At 68.5% G+C, this 19,044-nt stretch carries 18 protein-coding genes; 16 read left to right on the top strand and 2 right to left on the bottom strand.

The genetic code is table 11. From position 1 onward, the window contains the following. The 10 genes from IAE58_RS04780 to IAE58_RS04735 all read left to right on the top strand — a co-directional run bounded on the left by IAE58_RS04780 (nucleotide 1) and on the right by IAE58_RS04735 (nucleotide 10,746). Nucleotides 1–627: a YceI family protein gene (locus IAE58_RS04780; RefSeq protein WP_199932799.1), complete on the top strand. Its 627-nt coding sequence runs from the start codon at nucleotides 1–3 to the stop codon at nucleotides 625–627. After that, on the top strand, nucleotides 624–2,675 hold the full coding sequence (locus IAE58_RS04775; RefSeq protein ID WP_199932800.1) for a phospholipase D family protein: 2,052 nt from the start codon (nucleotides 624–626) through the stop codon (nucleotides 2,673–2,675). Before IAE58_RS04780 ends, IAE58_RS04775 begins: the two co-directional genes overlap by 4 nt. Before the next feature lie 9 nt (nucleotides 2,676–2,684). After that, nucleotides 2,685–3,119 carry a hotdog fold thioesterase gene (locus IAE58_RS04770; RefSeq protein ID WP_108748021.1) on the top strand — a complete coding sequence of 145 codons (435 nt, stop codon included), beginning with the start codon at nucleotides 2,685–2,687 and terminating at the stop codon, nucleotides 3,117–3,119. Nucleotides 3,120–3,124: 5 nt separating this feature from the next. Then, nucleotides 3,125–4,144, top strand: a complete 1,020-nt coding sequence (locus IAE58_RS04765; RefSeq protein WP_199932801.1) for a 3-oxoacyl-[acyl-carrier-protein] synthase III C-terminal domain-containing protein — start codon at nucleotides 3,125–3,127, stop codon at nucleotides 4,142–4,144. Beyond that, nucleotides 4,144–5,151, top strand: a complete 1,008-nt coding sequence (locus tag IAE58_RS04760) for an NAD-dependent epimerase/dehydratase family protein (protein ID WP_199932802.1) — start codon at nucleotides 4,144–4,146, stop codon at nucleotides 5,149–5,151. Before IAE58_RS04765 ends, IAE58_RS04760 begins: the two co-directional genes overlap by 1 nt. Next, on the top strand, nucleotides 5,138–5,971 hold the full coding sequence (locus IAE58_RS04755; protein WP_199932803.1) for an MBL fold metallo-hydrolase: 834 nt from the start codon (nucleotides 5,138–5,140) through the stop codon (nucleotides 5,969–5,971). The genes IAE58_RS04760 and IAE58_RS04755 overlap by 14 nt, the downstream gene beginning before the upstream one ends. A gap of 187 nt (nucleotides 5,972–6,158) precedes the next feature. After that, complete coding sequence (locus tag IAE58_RS04750; RefSeq protein ID WP_108748025.1) at nucleotides 6,159–6,950, top strand: lysophospholipid acyltransferase family protein; 792 nt, start codon at nucleotides 6,159–6,161, stop codon at nucleotides 6,948–6,950. A 7-nt stretch (nucleotides 6,951–6,957) separates the two neighbouring features. Next, nucleotides 6,958–7,992, top strand: a complete 1,035-nt coding sequence (locus IAE58_RS04745) for an alpha/beta fold hydrolase (protein ID WP_108751775.1) — start codon at nucleotides 6,958–6,960, stop codon at nucleotides 7,990–7,992. Between the two features lie 56 nt (nucleotides 7,993–8,048). Further along, nucleotides 8,049–10,127, top strand: a complete 2,079-nt coding sequence (locus IAE58_RS04740; RefSeq protein ID WP_199932804.1) for a tetratricopeptide repeat protein — start codon at nucleotides 8,049–8,051, stop codon at nucleotides 10,125–10,127. 10 nt (nucleotides 10,128–10,137) lie between these two features. After that, nucleotides 10,138–10,746 (top strand): YbhB/YbcL family Raf kinase inhibitor-like protein, encoded by a 609-nt coding sequence (locus IAE58_RS04735; RefSeq protein WP_199932805.1) that lies wholly within the window; start codon nucleotides 10,138–10,140, stop codon nucleotides 10,744–10,746. 103 nt (nucleotides 10,747–10,849) lie between these two features. On the opposite strand, the gene IAE58_RS04730 is transcribed toward IAE58_RS04735, so the two are convergent. Continuing rightward, complete coding sequence (locus IAE58_RS04730; protein ID WP_199932806.1) at nucleotides 10,850–11,683, bottom strand: META and DUF4377 domain-containing protein; 834 nt, start codon at nucleotides 11,681–11,683, stop codon at nucleotides 10,850–10,852. A 72-nt stretch (nucleotides 11,684–11,755) separates the two neighbouring features. Further along, a complete protein-coding gene (locus IAE58_RS04725; protein ID WP_108748030.1) occupies nucleotides 11,756–12,550 on the bottom strand; it encodes an undecaprenyl-diphosphate phosphatase in 795 nt (264 codons plus the stop codon). A gap of 223 nt (nucleotides 12,551–12,773) precedes the next feature. Here IAE58_RS04725 and glnA point away from each other — a divergent pair, with 223 nt between their 5' ends. The 6 genes from glnA to IAE58_RS04695 all read left to right on the top strand — a co-directional run bounded on the left by glnA (nucleotide 12,774) and on the right by IAE58_RS04695 (nucleotide 18,838). Then, the gene (glnA, locus tag IAE58_RS04720) at nucleotides 12,774–14,183 is read left to right on the top strand and encodes a type I glutamate--ammonia ligase (protein ID WP_108751779.1); all 1,410 of its coding nucleotides are present in this window, start codon (nucleotides 12,774–12,776) and stop codon (nucleotides 14,181–14,183) included. A gap of 346 nt (nucleotides 14,184–14,529) precedes the next feature. Further along, nucleotides 14,530–14,868: a P-II family nitrogen regulator gene (locus IAE58_RS04715; protein ID WP_164275288.1), complete on the top strand. Its 339-nt coding sequence runs from the start codon at nucleotides 14,530–14,532 to the stop codon at nucleotides 14,866–14,868. Between the two features lie 22 nt (nucleotides 14,869–14,890). Beyond that, on the top strand, nucleotides 14,891–16,318 hold the full coding sequence (gene amt, locus IAE58_RS04710; protein ID WP_199932807.1) for an ammonium transporter: 1,428 nt from the start codon (nucleotides 14,891–14,893) through the stop codon (nucleotides 16,316–16,318). A 113-nt stretch (nucleotides 16,319–16,431) separates the two neighbouring features. Continuing rightward, nucleotides 16,432–17,178, top strand: a complete 747-nt coding sequence (locus IAE58_RS04705; RefSeq protein WP_199932808.1) for an N-acetylmuramoyl-L-alanine amidase — start codon at nucleotides 16,432–16,434, stop codon at nucleotides 17,176–17,178. A 122-nt stretch (nucleotides 17,179–17,300) separates the two neighbouring features. Continuing rightward, complete coding sequence (locus IAE58_RS04700; protein ID WP_199932809.1) at nucleotides 17,301–18,455, top strand: MltA domain-containing protein; 1,155 nt, start codon at nucleotides 17,301–17,303, stop codon at nucleotides 18,453–18,455. Nucleotides 18,456–18,544: 89 nt separating this feature from the next. Beyond that, entirely contained in the window at nucleotides 18,545–18,838 is a 294-nt protein-coding gene (locus IAE58_RS04695; RefSeq protein ID WP_199932810.1) for a hypothetical protein, read from the top strand. Nucleotides 18,839–19,044 lie beyond the last annotated feature (206 nt).

The raw sequence follows: 19,044 nt of genomic DNA, 5'->3' as shown, positions 1-19,044 counted from the left end.
ATGAGCCTGGCGTTGCCGGGCCGCTGCCTGCTGGCCTGGCTGCTGCTCCCCGGCGCAGCCTGGGCCGGGGTGCCGGCGCCCTCTACCCCCACCTCCCTGCCGCCGGTGGTGAGCGAAGCCCGGCGCACGATGCTGCTGGACCTGGAACGCTCGCAGATCGGCTTCGAGGTGCGCTCGCGGCTGGGCCAGCGCATCGAAGGCGTGTTTCCGCATTTCGAAGGGCGGGTGGAGGTGCTGTCCGACGGTCGCCACCAGGTGCACCTGAAGATGTTCACCCGCACCGTGGAAATTCCCGGCAAGGAACGCTACACCGGCTGGATGCGCGGGCCCGAATTCTTCGATGCCGGGCGCTATCCCTTCGTCGAATTCGACTCGCTGCCGTATTGGCCGGAAACGGTCGAACGTGGCGGTGAGATCCAGGGCCGGCTGACCCTGCGCGGCGTCAGCCATCCTGAATCGCTGCAGGTAGAGAAGGCGGAATGTGGCCGACCCGGCTATGATTGCGATGTCGTCAGCCGCGGTACCGTGCAACGAGGCCGGTACGGCATGGACAGCTGGCAGCTTGCCTTGAGTGACCGAGTGACTTTCGTATTGCGCGCGCGCCTGAGCGAGGCGTCCAAACCGTGAATTTCCTGTTGCGCGTGGTAGCGCTGGCAACGGTGTTGCTGGGCAGCGGGTGTGCGTCGTTGTCGCACGCCCAGCGTGACCGTGCCGAGGCCATCGCCGTGCAGGCGCGCTCGGCCCAGGTCGATTGCCAGCGGGCCGACCGCTGCGCGCAGGATTCACCGCTGCGCGCCCTGGCCGGCCGTGCCTTCAGCGAATCCACCGATACCCAGCCGCGGCACTACGCCACCCTGCTGGACGAGGGCGAAGGTGCGCTGGTGGCGCGCCTGAACCTGATGCGCAGCGCCACCCGCAGCATCGACCTGCAGACCTACATCTTCGACAAGGACGACAGTGCGCGCCTGGTCATCGACGAACTGCTGGCCGCCGCCCGGCGCGGGGTGAAGGTGCGGGTGCTGATCGACCAGCTGTCGGCCATCTCCGACCTGCAGATCCTGGGCGCGCTGTCAGGGGCCCACCAGAACTTCCAGCTGCGGGTGTACAACCCGACCTTCGGCAAGGCGCGGCTGAACTACTTCGACTACGCCGGTAGCGTGCTGTGCTGCTTCCGCCGCTTCAACCAGCGCATGCACAACAAGCTGCTGGTGATCGACGATGCCATTGGTGTGGTGGGCGGGCGCAACTACCAGGACGACTATTACGACTGGGACCGCGAATACAACTTCCGCGACCGCGATGTTCTGATTGCCGGCCCCGAAGCGCGCGCCATGGCCGCCAACTTCGATGCGTTCTGGCGTGCCCCGCGCAGCGTGCCGGCCGAGCGTCTGAACGATGTGGGCCGCACCCTGCTCAACGAGGGCGTGCCGGCGCTGCCGCCAGCGCAGTTCCGCCGCCCCGAACGGGTGGAGCGGGTCAGTGAGGAGGCCAACGACCAGGGCTTCATCACCCGCAGTTTCGTGGACACCGCACTGCCGGTGGCCTCGGTGCGCTACGTGGCCGACCTGCCGCGCAAGCACCGCCGCGAGCGCGCCGATGCACCCCTGGCCGGCCAGCACGTGACCGAACCGCAGCTGGACAGCCTGATTGCCGGTGCGCAGAAGGAAGTGATCCTGCAGACCCCGTACCTGGTGCTGTCCAAGCCGGCGCAGGCGCTGTTCCGCGACCTGCGCAAGCGGCCCGAGCCACCGCGCATCGTGGTGTCCAGCAACAGCCTGGCCGCCACCGACAACCCCATCGTCTATGCGCTGTCGTACAAGTACAAGCGGCGCAACATGCGCGAACTGGGCTTCAACATCTTCGAATACAAGCCGTTCCCGCTGGACGCGCCGGTGGACTACCGCAACCTGCTGCCCGACCCGATTGCCGGCACGGGCACTGAAGCGAGCGGGCGCAGCAGCCTGATCGGTGGCAGCGCGGCTGGCAGCAATGCCGGCGGCAACGATGCGCCGCCGGCGCCGCAGGCGGACAGCGAGCCGGTGCGCCGGGTCAATCCGCGTCTGGGCAGTGCCTACGAAAACGGCCGTGCGCGCCGTCGCGCCGCCGGCAGCGAGGTGGAAACCCGCCTGCTGCGTACCGAAACACGCCCCTCGTTCCTGGGCAGCAAGGCCGTGAACAAGCCCCTGCCCGTGACCCGCAAGGGCGCACGCATGGGCCTGCACGCCAAGTCGCTGGTGGTCGACCGCCGCATCGGCGTGGTCGGTACCCACAACTTCGATCCGCGCAGCGAGAACTACAACACCGAAGGCGCGGTGATCATCGACGATCCGGTGTTCGCCGAACAGCTGGCGCAGAGCATCCTGCGCGACACCCACCCGCAGAACGCGTGGACGGTGGCGCCGCGCAGCAAGCCGCCGGTGTTGTCCGGGCTGAACTACAGCGTGGGCAAGGCCTCCGAAGCCTTGCCGATCCTCGATTTCTGGCCGTGGCGCTATGCCACCGACTACGAGTTCCAGCCCGGCCCCGACTGCCCGCAGCCGTTGCCGCGGCAGAGCCCGGATTTCCATACGTGTTACGTGGCCGTGGGTGACTTCCCGGAAGTCAACGTCGGCCCGAAGTGGTTGCTGGTGCGCATGCTGACCGCATTCGGCGCCGGTCTCGTTCCCATTCTCTGAAGGTGCCCCATGCCGCAGGTGTTCCGCGAAGCCGTCTCGATCGACCAGCTCAATGCGCTCAGCCGCAACACCGCCATCCAGTCGCTGGGCATCGTCTTCAGCGCCGCCGGTGAGGACTGGCTGCAGGCCACCATGCCGGTGGACGAACGCACCCGCCAGCCGTACGGCATCCTGCACGGTGGCGCTTCGGTGGTGCTGGCCGAAACCCTGGGCAGCAGCGCCGGCAACCTGTGCGTGGATACCGCCAAGCAGATCTGCGTGGGCCTGGAAATCAACGCCAACCACGTGCGCGCAGTGCGCTCGGGCACGGTCACCGGCACGGCGCGTGCGCTGCACGTGGGCCGCAGCACCCAGCTGTGGGAAATCCGCATTGAAGACGAGCAGGGCAAGCTGGTGTGTGTGTCCCGGCTGACCCTGGCGGTGGTTGCAGCAGGCCACGGCTGAACCCGGTGGCCGCGGTGCCTTCCAGCGCAGCCTTGCCGCTGCGCATCGTGTCCAGCGGCGCCTGGCTGCCGCGCCGGCGCATCGCCTCGACCGTGTTCGACCAGCGCTGGAACAAGCCGGCAGGCTGGGTCGAACGCCACAGTGGCGTGGCCAGCCGCGCCCATGCCGAGGCAGACGAGCGTGCGTCGTGGATGGGTGCGCAGGCCGCGCGCGATGCGCTGCAGCGGGCCGGGCTGGGGCTGGGCGACATCGACTGCATCATTTCCGCGTGCGGGGTGATGGAACAGGCCATTCCCTGCCAGGCCGTGCTGATCCAGCGTGCGCTGGGGCTGGGCGACAGCGGTGTGCCTTCGTTCGACGTGAATGCCACCTGCCTGGGCTTCGTGGTGGCGCTGGAAATGGCCGGCAGCCTGCTGGCGCTGCAGCGCTACCGGCGCGTGCTGATCGTGTGCAGTGATATTCCCAGCGCCGGGCTCGACCCCGATGACCCGTTGACCGCGCCCTTGTTCGGCGATGGCGCCGTGGCGGTGCTGGTCGAACGTGCCAGCGACGACCAGGCATCGGCCCTGCTGGCCACGCGCCTGCGCAGTTACGGCGATGGTGCAGCGTTGTGCCAGGTGCCGACCTGCGGCACCGGCATGCGCCTGCACGATGCGCCCGAGGCGTACCGTGCCGCGCACTACTTCCAGATGCAGGGCCGCGCGCTGTACCGCGAGGCGGCGCGGCGCCTTCCAGGTTTCCTGCAGGACCTGCTGGCCAGCGCCGGCATCGACCTGCAGGGCTGCGATGTGATCGTGCCGCACCAGGCCAGCGGCCAGGCCCTGGACCACCTGCAGCGCGTGCTGGGCCTGCCGCCGCAGCGGCTGGTGCGCATCCTGGCCGAGCACGGCAACCAGTTGGCGGCATCGCTGCCGATGGCCCTGCACCAGGCCCTGCTCGATGGCCGCCTGGTGCGCGGCGGGCACGCCCTGCTGATCGGTACCGGGGCCGGCCTGGCCCTGGGCGGCGCGGTGCTGCGCTACTGATGGCGCGCGTCCTGGTTACCGGCGCCAGCGGTTTCATCGGCCAGCACGTGGCACGCGCGCTGGCCCGCGACGGCTGGCAGGTACGCGCCAGTGGCCGCGATCTGGCCCGCCTGCAGCCGCTTGCACTGGACGGCATCGAAGCCTGGCCCGGCGATCTGGCGCAGGCGCCGCTGCAGCCCCTGCTGCAGGGCTGCCAGGCCGTGGTGCACTGCGCGGCGTTGTCCCAGCCGTGGGGCCCGGCGGCAGACTTCCAGCGTGCCAATGTGCTGGTCACCCAGCGCCTGCTGCAGGCAGCACAGGCGGCGGGCGTGGACCGCTTCGTCCATCTGGGCTCGCCCAGCATCTATTTCCGCTTCGCCGACCAGTACAACGTGGGCGAAGCGTTCCAGCCGCCGGCGCGCTGGATCACCGACTACGCGCGCAGTAAGTGGGAATCGGAACAGGCCGTGGCCAGCGCCGCAGGGCAGGGCCTGCACACGGTGGTGCTGCGCCCGCGCGCGGTGTTCGGGCCGGGCGACCGCGCCATCCTGCCGCGCCTGCTGGCCGTGGCCGCCGCTGGCCGCTTCCCGTTGATCCATGCGGGCCGCGCGATGATCGACGTGACCCCGGTGGACGATGCCGTGCAGGCGGTGCGTTGCGCCCTGCACGCCGGCCACGCATGCGCCGGTCGCGCCTACAACATCAGCGCCGGCGAACCGGTGGCCGTACGCGCGCTGGTCCAGGGGCTGTTCCAGGCGATGGGGCTGCAGGTGCAACTGCGCAATGTGCCGCGCCGCGTCGCGCTGGCTGCCGCCGGCGTCGCCGAGACGCTGGCCCGGCTGCGCCCGGGCTGTCCCGAACCACGCCTGACCCGCTACGGCGTGGGCGTGCTGGGCTATTCGCAGACCCTGGATATCAGCGCCGCACGGCGTGATCTGGGCTACCAGCCGCAGGTGGGCGTGCAGGCCGCATTGCAGCAGTTCGCTGACCACTGGCACCGCAGCGGAGGGCGCGATGGTGCGCTTTGAGTGGGAACTGCTGGAAGCGGGCCACTGCGTGCACCGGCAGCGGGCGGTGCGCCAGGGGGCCAGCTGGCATCGCTGCGAATTCCCCGCGCTGGTGGCACTGCTGCGCCACCCGCAGCGCGGCTACCTGTTGTTCGACACCGGCTATTCCGACGCCTTCCTGCAGGCCACTGCGCGCTTTCCCGAGCGCCTGTACCGGTGGGTTACGCCGGTGCACCTGGCCCCCGGCCAGAGCGTGCGCGCACAACTGCAGCAGCGCGGCATCGGCACCGATCAGATCCACCAGGTGGTGCTGTCGCACCTGCATGGCGACCACGTTGGTGGCGTACTCGATTTTCCCGGCGTGCCGCTGCTGTGTTCGCGCGCCGCCTGGCAGGACCAGGCCGCACGCGGCCGCCTGCGCGCGCTCAGCGTGGGCCTGCTGCCCGCACTGACCCGCGATGCCGCCCCGCGCATGCGCTGGCTGGAAGAACTGCCGGAAATGGACCTGCCGGCTGCGTTCGCCGCCTTCGGCAAGGGGCGCGACGTGCTCGGCGATGGCAGCCTGCTGGCAGTACCGCTGCCCGGCCACGCGGTGGGCCAGCACGGGCTGCTGTTTGAAGGGGTCGACGGCCGCCCGGTGTTCCTGGTGGCCGACGCGGCGTGGTCCAGTGGTGCCATCGCCGATGGCGTGCCGCCGCCACGCCTGGTCACGGCGCTGCTGGGCCACACCGGCGCCTACCGCCAGACCCTGCAGCGCCTGCAGCACGTCGGCCGGCAGGTGGATGACCTGCAACTGGTGCCGGCGCATTGCGGGCAGTGGCGGCCGCGCGCGCGACTGTAGAGTCGAGCTTGCTCGACTGCCCTTCGCGGCCCGGTTGATTCCGCGCCAGAAGCCGTCGAGCAAGCCCGACCCCACCGCCATACGGCGCCGTCAACAGGACACCGTGTTCCTGCCCATGGCCCCCGTCAATAGGACTTATGGCCGAAATCGGCTGGCAGCGATGGCAGCCCTCCGGTATCGTTCGCGGATGACTTCCCCCACCCCGGCCCCCCGCGGCGGCGTGGCGCGTGTGTGCCGTTACCTGTACCGCGTACCGCTGCTGTTGGTCCATATCTTCGTGTTCCTGCCGCTGACCCTGATCGGCATGCTTCCGCCGTGGGCCGATATCCGTGTCGGCCAGGTCCGGCTGGGCGCCAAGGTGGTGAACCTGTGGCAGGGCGGCCTGATGTGGATCTTCGGCTTCCGCCTGTCACGGGTGGGCGAGCCGTTGCCCGGCGCCGTGCTGTTCGTCGCCAACCACGTCAGCTGGGTCGATATCAGCATTCTGCACAGCCAGCGCATGATGGGCTTCGTGGCCAAGCGCGAAATCGCCAGTTGGCCGGTGGTGGGTTGGCTGGCCGCGCGTGGCCAGACCATCTTCCACCAGCGCGGCAACACCGAATCGCTCGGTGGCGTGATGCAGGTGATGGCCGAGCGCCTGCGCGAAGGCAAGGGCGTGGGTGTGTTCCCGGAAGGGCGTACCCGTGGCGGCCACGAAGTGGGTCCGTTCCACGCGCGCATCTTCCAGGCCGCGGTCGAAACCGGCGTGCCGGTGCAGCCGGTGGCGCTGATCTACGGCGCACACGGCAACGCGCAGACCATCGTGGCATTCGGCCCCGGCGAAAGTTTCTTCGCCAACTTCCTGCGCCTGCTGGGTGAACCGGCGCGGCGCGCGGAAGTGCATTTCCTGGCGCCGATCGGTGCGCAGGACCTGGAAGGCCGCCGGCGCATCGCCGAAACCTCGCGCGCGCGCATCGTCGCGGCCATGGAAACGGCGTAAGGCGGCGGTGGCCATAGACCCGCCACCGTCCCTGTCGGCTGTGCCGCCGATGCTCACTGCGGCCGATTACCAGCCGCCGCGCTGGCTGCGCAACCCGCACCTGCAGTCCATGCTCAGTTCCAGCCGCATGCGCCTGCAGCGCGGCCTGCTGCTGCTGGCCGCCACCGGTGCGGTCAGTGAAGAACTGATCCTGGACGGCGGCGATGGCGTGCGCCTGCAGGGCTGGCACAACTACATCGAAGGGCGCGAGCCCAAGGGCATGGCCCTGCTGCTGCACGGCTGGGAAGGCAGCGCCGAATCCAGCTACATGCGCATGGCGGCCGCGCGCATGATCGAAGAAGGGTTCGACGTGGTGCGGCTGAACTTCCGCGACCACGGCAACACCCATCACCTCAATCCCGGCATTTTCCATTCCAACCGCATCGACGAAGTGGTGCAGGCCACTGGCGATATCGCGCGGCGCTGGCCGGGGCTGCCGCTGGTGGCGGCCGGCTATTCGCTGGGCGGCAACTTCGTGCTGCGGCTGGCCCTGCGCGCGCCCGCCGCCGGCGTGCCGCTGCTGCAGGTGGCCTCGGTCTGTCCCGTGCTGGACCCGGCCCTGACCATGGAAAGCATCGAAAACGGCCCGGCCATGTACGACTGGTACTTCCGCCGCAAGTGGGCCGGCTCGCTGCGCCGCAAGCGCGATCTGTTCCCCGAACTGAGCGACTGCGACGACCGCGTGCTGAAGCTGGACATCCGCGCGCTCACCGCCTGGCTGGTGGAACGGCATACCGATTTCGGCTCGCTGCAGGCCTATTTCGACGGCTATTCCATCGCCGGCGACCGCCTGTCCACGCTGCAGGTGCCGGCCGATATCCTGATGGCCCAGGACGATCCGGTCATTCCGTACTCCACCTTCGGCAACTGGCAGTTGCCGCAGCAGGCACGGCTGGAAACCGCGTGCTGGGGTGGCCACTGCGGGTTCCTGGAAAACTGGCGTGGCGATGGCTTTTCCGAACGCTGGGTGGCCCAGCGCCTGCGCCGGGTACTGGGCGGCTGAACCGGCAGCACCGCGCGGCCCGCTACAATGCGGGTTTGCACTTGAACCGGACCGCCATGCAAGACCAGATCATCCAGGCGCTGCGCCAGAACCAGGCCGACCAGGCCGTGCAGCTGGCCCAGGCGTGGACCCACGACGAACCGGGCCAGGCCCAGGCCCACCGCTGGCTGGCGCTTGCGCTGCAGCAGCAGGGCCAGCCGCAGGCTGCGCTGGACGCGCTGCAGCAGGCACTGCAACTGGCCCCCGACGACGCCCAGCTGCACCTGCAGCAGGCCGGGCTGCTGCTGGCCCTGCGCCAGTTCGACGGTGTTGACGATGCGCTGCTGCGCACCACCGACCTGAACCCGAACGCGTTCCCGGCCTACCTGATGCAGGCTCACCTGGCCATCAGCCGCAACGACTTCGATGAAGCGCAGCGCCTGTCCACCCTGGCCGGCCGGCTGGAGCCGGATCATCCGGAACTGCTGACCATCGATGGCATGGTGGCCCTGCGCCGCGGCGATGCCGACCGCGCACTGGCCCTGCTGTCGGCCGCGGGCCAGGCCCTGCCGGATGACCCGCGCGTGCTGTACGCGCTGGGCTTTGCCTACCTGGGCAAGGACATGCTGGCCTTCGCCGAACAGGCCTTCCGCCGCGTGCTGGTGTTGAACCCGGCCATCACCTCCCTGCATGGCCTGGTGGTGCAGCTGGCGCTGCGCCAGGGCAACCTGGACGCCGCCGCCGAGGCCATGCAGGTCGCCCTGCAGCAGCCGTCGCTGGACGTGCCGCCGATGCGCCGCCTGGCCGGTGAACTGTCGCTGCGCAGCGGCCAGCCGCTGCAGGCACTGGAACACCTGCTGCCGCTGCTGGATTCCCAGCCCGAAGACCGCCAGGTGCTGCAGCTGCTGCTGATGGCCTGGCAGCGACTGGGCCGCGAAGAAGAAGCGCGCGCACGCCTGGACGCGGTGCTGGAGGCGAATGCTTCGCTGCACGACCCGTGGCTGGCCCGCCTGGCCGTGGAAGAAGTGGGCAGCGATGCCGCCGTGGCCGTGGTCGAGCGCTGGATCGCTGCCATGCCTGCGCACCTGCCGGCACTGGAAGCGCGCATGCGCCTGCACGACATGGCCGGCCAGCACGCTGAGGCCGAAGCCGTGGCCGAACGCATCGTGGCGCTGGAACCGGGCCGGGTGAGTGCCGAAACCCGCCTGATCGACGGCCTGATGCAGCGTGACCCCGACGCCGCCATCGCCCGTGTGCAGGCGCTGATCGGCCAGGCCGGCGAGGGCGCGCAGAGCGACCTGCGTACCTGGCTGGGCGAAGTACAGGACCGCGCCGGCAAGCCGGCCGATGCCCTGCGTACCTGGCTGGCCCTGCAGACCGAGCAGGCCCCGCAGCGCCTGCCGCTGCCGCCGCAGGCCAAGGCCCCGCCCAGCTGGCCGGCGTTGGCCGAGATTGACGAGGCAACGCGCCAGAGCGGTTCGGCGCCGATCTTCCTGTGGGGTGCACCGGGTTCGGGCGTGGAACGGGTTGCCACGGGTCTGGCTGCCGCCAGCCCGGTGCTGCGCAGCGATCGCTACACCAACACCCCGCCCGACGATGCCTTCCAGAACTACCACACCCTGCAGGACCTGGCGTCGGGCGTGCTGACCCCGGAACGCCTGGTGCAGCGCTGGCGCGAGCAGTTGCCGGCGCGTGGCGTGGAAGATGACACCATCATCGACTGGCTGCTGTGGTGGGACAACGCGCTGCTGTGGTCGCTGCGCCCGCAGTTGCCGCAGGGTCGCCTGCTGGTGGTGCTGCGCGACCCGCGCGACATGCTGCTGGACTGGGTTGCCTACGGCTCGGCCGCGCCGCTGGCGATGACCTCGCTGGCCGAGGCCGCCGAGTGGCTGGCGCGTGCGCTGGCCCAGGTGGCCAGCCTGCACGAGGACGATCTGTACCCGCACGTGCTGCTGCGCATCGATGCCATCGGCAATGATCCGCGCGCGATGGCAGCCATGCTGGAACAGTTGTTCGAGCGGCCGATGCCGGTGGCCCCGCAGCTGGGTGCACCGCGCTTCCCGCCGGGCCACTGGCGCGTCTACCGCGACGTGATGAATGCCGCCTTCGCCCAGCTCACCCCGGTCGCGGTGCGCCTGGGTTACCCGGAAGAATAAGGAGAGCCTGATGCAACTGAGCAGCCACAGCCTGGTCAACGGCGCCCCGGTGCCGCGCGAATTCGCCGCCGGCGATGCCAATGGTTTCGCGCCGGACCGCAACCCGCACCTGGCCTGGAGCGAGGTGCCGGCCGGCACCCGTTCCTTCCTGCTGGTGTGTGTGGACCCGGATGTTCCCACGGTGCCGGAAACCGTCGGCCGCAGCGACATGACCGTGCCGCGCGACCAGCCGCGCTGCGATTTTGTGCATTGGGTGATGGCCGATATTCCGGCCGACGTGCACGAGATCGCCGCAGGCAGCTGCAGCGATGGCTTCGTGGTGAAGGGCAAGACCGCGCCCGCCGGCCCGGTCGGCAGCCGCCAGGGCGTGAACGATTTCACCGGCTGGTTTGCCGGCAATCCGGACATGGCCGGCGATTACCTGGGCTACGACGGCCCGTACCCGCCGTTCAACGACGAGCGTGTGCATCGCTACTTCTTCCGCGTGTTCGCCCTGGATGTGGCCAGCCTGGACCTGCCGCAGCGCTTCACCGCGGCCGACGCCTACCGCGCGATGCACGGCCACGTGCTGGCCGAAGCCGCGCTGCACGGCACCTACACGCTGAACCCCGCGCTGTAAGCCCGACCGCGCGCCCGTAGAGTCGAGCTTGCTCGACTCCGCCCTCTGTAGAGTCGAGCCATGCTCGACTGCATGAGAAGCAGTCGAGCAAGCTCGACTCTACTTATTTCTTCTCGATGGCCGACTCGACCACCATGTCCAGCACGTATGCCTGCGACGGTGCATCGGCCGGCGGGTTCTTCACTGCGTAGCGCTTCACCCGCACCACGTTGCGCACGCCGTCTTCATGCGTGTAGCCCTCGATGTTGCCGTAGAAGTTCTCGAACGCGCCCGGGGTGCCCTGCTTCAGGCCCTTGTCGTCGAACTTCACTTCACGCACCTGCAGGCACTGGTAGTCCGGAATCAGCGGGTGCGAGCACTTGGCGGTCTTCGCTGCCACTTCCAGGAACACGGTTTCGCCCGGCCCGCCGTAGCGCGTTTCCGCGGTGGGTTCGGCCGCGAACAGCAGCACCTCGCCCTTGGCGGTGGTCAGGGTCAGGCTGCCGTCGGCACCCTGGGCGGTCTTCAGTTCACCCTGCAGGCGGCTCGACACGGCCTCATCCAGCGCCATCACTGCGGCGTCGGTGCAGGCCATCTGGGTCGATGCCATCGGGCTGATCGTCAGCGTGCCATCGGCCAGGGTGTAGCTGCCGCCCATGCGGTTGCAGGTGTTGCTGATCGACACGCGCCCGTCGGCGAAATCCAGCGTGACCGGCGCGTCGCTGCGGGCGAACAATGCGTCGATGCGTGCGCCGTCGGCGCCGGTGGCCTGCTGCAGGCGCCAGTGCTGGCTCTGCAGGCGCTGCGCATCCAGATGGGCCACGGCCTTCTGGTCGCCGGCCTTGGCGGCCGCCGGGGCCAGGTCATCGCCGCCGGTGCCAGCCGGTGCGGTGGTCGGGGTCTGGCTGCAGGCGGCCAGCAGGGCCAGCGGCAGGAGCAGGGTAACGGTGCGCTTCATGGTGGATCTCCTTGGGAACCCGGATGCAAACGGATCACGGCCGGGCAGGGGGTTGGCCTGCCCCGGCGTCGTTCAGCTGCCGGACGGCAACCACAGCAGCAGCGCCGCGCCCAGCGCGATGCGATAGAACGCGAACGCGGTGAAGCGGTGCGACTTGATATAGCCCAGCAGCCACTTCACTACGACGAAGCCGGTGATGACCGCGGCAACGAAGGCCACGCCCACGTCGGTCCAGTTCTCGCTGGCCAGCTTGCCTTCCTTGGCCAGTTCCAGGAACGCGTAGGCACTGGCGGCGAACATGGTGGGAATGCCCACCAGGAAGACGAATTCAGCGGCGGCCGCGCGCCGGCTCAGGCCCAGCAGCATGGCCAGGAAGATGGCCGAGGCCGAACGCGAGGTGCCGGGGAACACGCCGGCCACCACCTGCGCCAGGCCCACGCCGATGGCCACGGTCCAGGTCACTTGGTCGCGGTCGGGCAGGCGCGTGGTGTAGGCCTCCACCAGCAGCATCCAGATGCCACCGATGATCAGCGCCCAGGCCACCGGGCTGACCGTTTCCGGCAGCTCCCAGCCCAGCATGCGCACCGGCAGGCCGACCACGGCGGTCACCAGGAACGCGGCGCCCAGCTTGAACACGTAGTCGCGGTTCTCGCGCTGGCCCAGCCCGGTGGCCAGTTGCCACAGGCGCTGGCGGAACACCAGCACCACCGCCACGATCGCGCCGGCCTGGATGATGATGTTGAAGAAATCCGAACGCGGGCCCAGCCAGTGCTGGGCGATCAGCAGGTGGCCGGTGCTGGAGATCGGCAGGAATTCGGTCAGGCCTTCGAGGATGCCCAGCAGCAGGGCGGAGAGCAGGTCGTACATGGGCAGGGCAGGCACGTTCGGTGGCGGGAACAAGCCCGAGAGAATAGACCATCCCTGCCGCACCAAACGGGTGCGCGCGGGGCGCTGTGCACCCCTTTGGTGCGCACGGTCGTGCACCCCGCTGGGGCGTGCCATTGCAAATCAAGCAGTTGCGGCCAAGAAAAAGTTGGCACGGTCATTGCTGTACCTCAGCAGGCATTCATTCCCACCCGAGGTCGTACCGATGTCCGTGGAAAACGTTGAGAAGCTGATCAAGGACAACCAGATCGAATTCGTCGATCTGCGTTTCGTGGATATGCGTGGCGTCGAACAGCACGTCACCTTCCCGGTCAGCATCGTCGAGCCGTCGCTGTTCGAAGAGGGCAAGATGTTCGACGGCAGCTCCATCGCTGGCTGGAAGGGCATCAACGAATCGGACATGGTCCTGCTGCCGGACCCGGCCAGCGCCTATGTCGATCCGTTCTACGCCGATCCGACCATCGTGATCAGCTGCGACATCCTCGACCCGGCCACCATGCAGCCGTACGGCCGCTGCCCGCGCGGCATCGCCAAGCGCGCCGAGGCCTACCTGAAGTCGTCGGGCATCGCCGAATCGGCGTTCTTCGGCCCGGAGCCGGAATTCTTCATCTTCGACGCCGTGCGTTTTGCCAATGAAATGGGCAACACCTTCTTCAAGGTGGAATCGGAAGAAGCGGCCTGGAACAGCGGCGCCAAGTACGACGGCACCAACAGCGGCTACCGCCCCGGCGTGAAGGGTGGCTACTTCCCCGTGCCGCCGACCGATTCGCTGCACGACCTGCGCGCTGAAATGTGCAAGACGCTGGAACAGGTCGGCATTGAAGTGGAAGTGCAGCACCACGAAGTGGCCACCGCCGGCCAGTGCGAGATCGGCACCAAGTTCAGCACCCTGGTGCAGAAGGCCGACGAACTGCTGCGCATGAAGTACGTCATCAAGAACGTGGCGCACCGCAACGGCAAGACCGTCACCTTCATGCCCAAGCCGATCGTCGGCGACAACGGCAGCGGCATGCACGTGCACCAGTCGCTGTCCAAGGGCGGCACCAACCTGTTCTCCGGCGACGGCTACGGCGGCCTGAGCCAGCTGGCGCTGTGGTACATCGGCGGCATCTTCAAGCACGCCAAGGCCATCAACGCCTTCGCCAACTCGGGCACCAACAGCTACAAGCGCCTGGTGCCGGGCTTCGAAGCCCCGGTCATGCTGGCCTACTCGGCCCGCAACCGTTCGGCCTCGTGCCGCATTCCGTGGGTGTCCAACCCGAAGGCGCGCCGCATTGAAATGCGCTTCCCCGATCCGATCCAGTCGGGCTACCTGACCTTCACCGCGCTGATGATGGCCGGCCTGGACGGCATCAAGAACCAGATCGACCCGGGCGCACCGAGCGACAAGGATCTGTACGACCTGCCGCCGGAAGAAGAGAAGCTGATCCCGCAGGTCTGCTCCTCGCTGGACCAAGCCCTGGAAGCGCTGGACAAGGACCGTGAGTTCCTGAAGGCCGGCGGCGTGATGAGCGATGACTTCATCGACGGCTACATCGCGCTGAAGATGCAGGAAGTGACCAAGTTCCGCGCGGCCACCCACCCGCTGGAATACCAGATGTACTACGCCAACTGATTGGGTGGCGATGGCGGCGGGTACCCCTCCCACCCGTCGCCATCGCCTCCGATCTTCGCGGCTGGGGAGCCGCATGGCGGGCCCTGTGCCCGCCTTGGTAGAGCGGACCGTTGGTCCGCTGAAACGGAACGCGGGCCATTGGTCCGCTGATCCAGGGGCAAGAGAGACCGGACACGCGACAAGGGCCGCCCTCCCTCCCGCGTCGGCCGTGCAAGGAGAGAGGCACGGCCGTCCCGGCCCCGTTCGTGTCCGGTGCAACAGCCACGGCCATCGCACTGATGGCCCGTGGTTGCCAGATGCCACCGCGCAACCGCGCCGTGGCCCCATCCACCATCGGGACATGCGCATGAAACTGATCTCCGCCATCATCCGACCGTTCAAGCTCGACGAGGTCCGCGAGGCCCTTTCCGACGCAGGCGTGTCGGGCATCACCGTGACCGAAGTGAAAGGCTTCGGCCGCCAGAAGGGCCATACCGAGCTGTACCGCGGCGCCGAGTACGTCGTCGATTTCCTGCCCAAGATCAAGATCGAAACCGTGGTCACCGACGAGCGTGCCGAAGCGGTGATCGAAGCGATCCAGAGTTCGGCAGGCACCGGCAAGATCGGCGACGGCAAGATCTTCGTCACCGCCGTCGAGCAGGTCATCCGTATCCGCACCGGCGAAATCGGCGCCGACGCGCTGTAAGCCCCCTTCCGGAGATTCCCCCATGAAGATGCGCCTTCTCGCCGGGTGGCAAGCCCGGTTCCATCTGGTGTGCCTGTTGATGCTGCTCAGCGCATTGGCCGCTGGCGTCTGGCCGGGCGCTGCCCATGCCCAGGCCCAGGTCACCCCGCTGGGCAATGAAACCGTGGCCGTTGAGCCGCTGCAGGCCCCGGCTGCGGCCGCACCGGCTGCCGCTGAAGCGGCTGCGCCGGCGTTCGACCACGGCGACGTCGCCTGGATGCTCACCTCCACCCTGCTGGTGCTGCTGATGGTGGTGCCGGGCCTGGCCCTGTTCTACGGCGGCCTGGTGCGTTCGAAGAACGTGCTGTCGGTGCTCAGCCAGATCCTGGTGGTGTTTTCGCTGGTGCTGCTGCTGTGGGTGGCCTACGGATACAGTGCGGTGTTCAGCGCCGGCAATCCGTTCTTCGGTTCGTTCACCGAATTCGCCTTCCTGAAGGGCTTTACCCCCGATTCGGTGGGCAACACGCCCATCGCCGGGCTGCCTGATTACTTGTTCGTGGCCTTCCAGTCCACCTTCGCCGGCATCACCACCGCACTGATCGTCGGCGCCTTCGCCGAACGCATCAAGTTCCGCGCAGTGCTGCTGTTCTCGGCGCTGTGGTTCACCTTCAGCTACATCCCGATGGCGCACATCGTCTGGGGTGGCGGCTACCTGGGTGAAATGGGCGCGATCGATTTCGCTGGTGGCACCGTGGTGCACATCAACGCCGGCGTGGCCGGCCTGGTCGGCGCATGGTTCCTGGGCAAGCGCCTGGGCTATGGGCAGACCGCACTGAAGCCGCACAACGTGCCGTTCACCTACATCGGCGCGATGCTGCTGTGGGTGGGCTGGTTCGGCTTCAATGCCGGTTCCGCCGCGGCCGCTGACACCATCGCCTCGCTGGCCTTCCTCAACACCGTGCTGGCCACTGCGGCGGCGGTGCTGGGCTGGACCCTGGTGGAAGCCATCACCAAGGGCAAGCCGTCGGCACTGGGTGCAGCGTCGGGCGCAGTCGCCGGCCTGGTCGGCATCACCCCGGCCTGCGGCACCGTCGGCCCGCTCGGCGCGATCGTGATCGGCTTCGTGGCCGGCGTGGTCTGCGTGTGGGGCGTTACCGGCCTGAAGCGGCTGCTGAAGGTGGACGACACCGCCGACGTGTTCGGTGTGCACGGCGTGGGCGGCATCGTCGGCGCCATCCTCACCGGTGTGTTCAGCGCGCAGTCGCTGGGCGGCACCAAGGCCGATCTGGATATCGGCCACCAGGTGTGGGTGCAGGTGGTCAGCGTTGGCCTCACCGTGGTCTGGTCGGCGGTGGTGACCGCGGCCATCCTGCTGCTGGTGAAGGTGGTGGTGGGCCTGCGCGTGACCGAAGAGGCCGAGCGTACCGGCCTGGATGTCACCTCGCATGGTGAATCGGCCTACGAGGCCTGATGCAACGGCGGGCGGCCTGCGAAGGTCGCCCGCCACAGCATCCACGCATGGCGTGGATCTACGGCGTACTCCATGGGCATGCATCCTCGCGCCTGATCACGCACAATCGGGGCATGCACCCGATCCGCACGTCCCTCCTGCTTTCGGCCTGCCTGTTGCTGGCCGCCTGCGCGTCCACACCGCAGGATGTCCGCAACCCGTTGGCTACGTGGGTGCCCTCACCCAACCAGAATGCGCGTGGTCCGGTGGCCATCGTCATCCACCATACCGACCAGGAATCGGTGCAGCAGAGCCTGCACACGCTGCGAACCGCCAACAGCGGCGGCCCGGTCAGCGCGCATTACCTGATCGGCGCCGATGGCCATCGCTACCAGCTGGTGGCCGATGCACGCCGCGCCTGGCATGCCGGCGCCGGCCGCTGGGGCACGCTCACCGATCTGAACTCCACATCGATCGGCATCGAGCTGGACAACAACGGGCATACGCCGTTCACCGCAGCGCAGATCGACGCGCTCATCGTCCTGCTGCGTGATCTCACCACGCGCCTGAACATTCCGCCGCGGCAGGTGATCGGCCACGCCGATCTGGCACCCACGCGCAAGGCCGATCCCAGCCGCTTCTTCCCGTGGCAGCAGCTGGCCGCCGCCGGTTTCGGCGTGTGGCCGCGCGCCAGCGATGGTCCCGCACCGGACGGCTTCGATGCGTGGAACGCGCTGGCCCGTTTCGGCTACCCGCTGGACGATCGCGAAGCGGCCGTCGCCGCGTTCCACCGCCGCTTCCGCGCCAGCGACGATCTGCCCAGGACGCTGGATGCTGAAGACGCGCGCATCCTGCATTCGCTGCTGCTGCAGACGCCTTGAACCCATCCCGGTAGCGCCGGGCCATGCCCGGCGAGCGCGCAGCGCGGGATCTGCGTTTCGCCGGGCATGGCCCGGCGCTACCCAGGTTGCCGGGCCACCATCGGCCCCACTACATTGCGACGATGATCACTGTTACGTCGTCCCCACGCGCACTCCTCCTCCTGCTTGGCGCCGCGGTGCTGGCGGGCTGCTCCACCACCAGCCCCCGTCCCGAAGCGCCTGCCGCAGCAAAGCCGGCCGCCACCTACGCCAAGGCCGACTGGAATGCGTTGCCGGCCGTTTCCGATGCCGACCTGCTGGCTGGCTTCAGCGCCTGGCGCAGCAGCTGCCCCCGCCTGAAGAACGATGCGGTCTGGGCCCAGACCTGCACGACCGCGGCCACGGTGTCCGACAAGGACCCGGCCGCGATCCGCGCCTTCCTGCAGCGCGATCTGCAGGTGTATGCACTGCGCGCCGGCGGCCACCGCGAACAGGGCCTGATCACCGGCTACTACGAACCCATCTACGGCGGCAGCCTGACCCGCACCGCGACCGCCACCGTACCGGTGTACGGCACGCCCGATGACCTGGTGGTGGTGCAGCTGGACAGCCTGTACCCGGAACTGAAGGGCAAGCGGCTGCGCGGCCGCCTGGACGGCAAGGTGCTCAAGCCCTATGACGATGCCGGCACCATCGCCAGCAAGGGCGCCAAGGCGCCGGTGCTGGCCTGGCTGACCGACCCGATGGACCTGCAGCTACTGCAGATCCAGGGCTCGGGCCGGGTGCGCCTGGCCGATGGCAGCCAGGTGCGGCTGGCCTACGCCGAACAGAACGGCCACCCCTACCGCGCCATCGGCCGCTGGCTGGTGGACCAGGGCGCGCTGAAGAAGGAAGACGTGACCATGGACGCGATCCGCGCCTGGGCCCGGGCCAACCCGGCGCGCGTGCCCGAACTGCTGCGCAGCAACCCCAGTTACGTGTTCTTCGTGCGCAACCCCGACAGCCCGGAAGGCCCGCGCGGCTCGTTGAACGTACCGCTCACCGCCGGCTACAGCGTGGCGGTGGACCGCAGCGTGGTGCCGCTGGGCAGCCTGCTGTGGCTGTCCACCACGCGCCCGGATGGCAGCCCGGTGGTGCGCCCGGTGGCCGCGCAGGACACCGGCGGTGCCATTGCCGGCGAAGTGCGTGCCGACCTGTACTGGGGCAGCGGCGACGCCGCCGGCAAGCTGGCCGGCGACATGAAGCAGCAGGGCCGCATCTGGCTGCTGTGGCCGAGGGGCGCCGCCCTGCCGAACTGACCCGGCCGGGGTCGGATACCTTTCCGAAGGAAGGGGCTCTGACCCCGGATGCCTGATAATGGCGCCATCCGAACTGTCCGGCCCCCGCAATGAAGAACGTCAAAAGCCACACCACCAAGAAGTACTACAAGCATTGGGCCGAATCGGGCCTGGGCAAGGGCAACGTGCTGATGGAAGCCCGCGGCGAGAACATCGTGCGCCAGGTGGAAATCTACGGCACCAAGCTGGTCTGGGCCGACGAGCACGGTCAGAGCGACGACCGCTTCGTGCTGGCCGACCAGCCCGTCTCGTTCCTGGATTTCGACGAAGACGACGAAATCAGCGCCCGTGAATTTGAAAGCGCCTGGAAGAAGGCCCGCGAAGCCACCGGCTACCCGGTGTAACCCCCCGCGCGATACCCGCTCCACCGCCCTTGTAGAGTCGAGCTTGCTCGACTGCTCCACCGCCCTTGTAGCGTCGAGCTTGCTCGACTGCTCTCGGCAACGGCAGGTGCGAAGTCGAGCATGGCTCGACTCTACAAAGAGCGTGGGCGAAATGTTATAGAATTACATTTTGCCCGCCCCCTTCCGCCCCCCATGAAGACCCCCAC

Source organism: Stenotrophomonas sp. S49, assembly GCF_016624905.1.
In the GTDB taxonomy this organism is placed as follows: domain Bacteria; phylum Pseudomonadota; class Gammaproteobacteria; order Xanthomonadales; family Xanthomonadaceae; genus Stenotrophomonas.
This window is presented reverse-complemented; position numbering and strand designations above follow the sequence as displayed.

Coding starts and splice junctions, on each gene's coding strand:
- IAE58_RS04695 (WP_199932810.1), top strand. CDS start 18,545: ATGAAGAACGTCAAAAGCCACACCACCAAGAAGTACTACAAGCATTGG.
- IAE58_RS04770 (WP_108748021.1), top strand. CDS start 2,685: ATGCCGCAGGTGTTCCGCGAAGCCGTCTCGATCGACCAGCTCAATGCG.
- IAE58_RS04715 (WP_164275288.1), top strand. CDS start 14,530: ATGAAACTGATCTCCGCCATCATCCGACCGTTCAAGCTCGACGAGGTC.
- IAE58_RS04735 (WP_199932805.1), top strand. CDS start 10,138: ATGCAACTGAGCAGCCACAGCCTGGTCAACGGCGCCCCGGTGCCGCGC.
- IAE58_RS04725 (WP_108748030.1), bottom strand. CDS start 12,550: ATGTACGACCTGCTCTCCGCCCTGCTGCTGGGCATCCTCGAAGGCCTG.
- IAE58_RS04730 (WP_199932806.1), bottom strand. CDS start 11,683: ATGAAGCGCACCGTTACCCTGCTCCTGCCGCTGGCCCTGCTGGCCGCC.
- IAE58_RS04760 (WP_199932802.1), top strand. CDS start 4,144: ATGGCGCGCGTCCTGGTTACCGGCGCCAGCGGTTTCATCGGCCAGCAC.
- glnA (WP_108751779.1), top strand. CDS start 12,774: ATGTCCGTGGAAAACGTTGAGAAGCTGATCAAGGACAACCAGATCGAA.
- IAE58_RS04700 (WP_199932809.1), top strand. CDS start 17,301: ATGATCACTGTTACGTCGTCCCCACGCGCACTCCTCCTCCTGCTTGGC.
- amt (WP_199932807.1), top strand. CDS start 14,891: ATGAAGATGCGCCTTCTCGCCGGGTGGCAAGCCCGGTTCCATCTGGTG.
- IAE58_RS04740 (WP_199932804.1), top strand. CDS start 8,049: ATGCAAGACCAGATCATCCAGGCGCTGCGCCAGAACCAGGCCGACCAG.
- IAE58_RS04755 (WP_199932803.1), top strand. CDS start 5,138: ATGGTGCGCTTTGAGTGGGAACTGCTGGAAGCGGGCCACTGCGTGCAC.
- IAE58_RS04705 (WP_199932808.1), top strand. CDS start 16,432: ATGCACCCGATCCGCACGTCCCTCCTGCTTTCGGCCTGCCTGTTGCTG.
- IAE58_RS04750 (WP_108748025.1), top strand. CDS start 6,159: ATGACTTCCCCCACCCCGGCCCCCCGCGGCGGCGTGGCGCGTGTGTGC.
- IAE58_RS04780 (WP_199932799.1), top strand. CDS start 1: ATGAGCCTGGCGTTGCCGGGCCGCTGCCTGCTGGCCTGGCTGCTGCTC.